Below are 1,217 nucleotides of genomic sequence, written 5' to 3'. Positions count from 1 at the left end.
GACAAGACGGCGAGCGGCGATAAAGCGGCCGGCGCTCCGGACAATGCGAAAGGCGACAATGCGAAAGGCGGCGGTCCGCGTTCGGCCTCGATCGTCTCCGCCACCGCGACGACCGCCGATTTCCCGATCCGCCGCTATGCCATCGGCTTCGTCTCTTCCCCGGAGGTGGTGAACATCAATGCCCGTGTTTCCAGCCAGATCGTGTCGATCGCGGTCAAGGACGGGCAGATGGTCAAGGCCGGCGATCTGCTCATTTCGCTCGATGACCGCGCGCTGAAGGCGCAGCTCGCCAAGGACCAGGCGCAACTCGCCAAGGACCAGGCGATGCTGGTGAGCGCCCAGGCCGACCTGCAGCGCGCCAAGGACCTCGTCGCCAAGCAGGCCGGCACGCAGCAGACCTACGATCAGGCGCTGGCGGCGCAGAAGGCCGCGGCCGCCACCATCGACGCCGACAAGGCGACCATCGATGCCGACACCGTGCAGTTGAGCTACGCGACCATCTCGGCGCCGATCTCGGGCCGGCTTGGCGCCGTCAACGTCTCGGTCGGCGATCTGGTCACCACCAGCAACGGCAACTCAGGCAGCTCGACGCCGCTGGTCACCATCACGCAGATGGACCCGCTGCAGGTGAACTTCACGCTGCCCGAGAGCAATCTTGCTCTGCTGCACAAGGAACTGGCGAATCCGACGCAAGGCGACGTGACGCTGACCAAGGACGGCGATCCCACGGCGATCGGCAAGGGCACGCTCGATTTCGTCGATTCCAGCGTCGACACGGCCTCCGGCACCATCGCGACGCGGGCGAGCATACCGAATCCGGATCTTTCGCTGTGGCCCGGGCAATATGTGAACGTGGTGCTCGAGGCCGGCACGATGCCGCAGATGACCTCGGTTCCGACGGTCGCGGTGCAGCCCAGCCAGAAGGGACCGTTCGTTTATGTGGTCAAGCCGGACAACACCGTAGAGATGCGGCCGGTGCAGGTGGCGCTGACAGTGGGCCAGAACAGCGCCATCAGCGATGGTCTCAAGAGCGGCGAGAAGGTCGTCGTCGAAGGCCAGACACGGTTGAAGAACGGCGCGGCGGTGCATGAAGGCAAAGCCGCGGCCGGATCCGGCGATCAGGCATCGCCCAAGGTCGCGGAGGCCGACAAGGCCGGCGGGGCGAGCCAATGATCTCCGAATTCTGCATACGCAAGCCTGTCGCCACCCTTCTGATG

General features: G+C 65.5%; 1 protein-coding gene. It reads left to right on the top strand.

All coding sequences use genetic code 11. From position 1 onward, the window contains the following. Positions 1 to 1,173: efflux RND transporter periplasmic adaptor subunit (locus EOD07_RS34985; RefSeq protein WP_127238400.1), on the top strand; the 1,173-nt coding region annotated here is incomplete at its 5' end. Positions 1,174 to 1,217: the final 44 nt, after the last annotated feature.

This window comes from Mesorhizobium sp. M2C.T.Ca.TU.002.02.1.1 (assembly GCF_003997225.1).
Note: the sequence above shows the minus strand (reverse complement) of the source record. Positions and strands in the feature narration are given on the sequence as shown.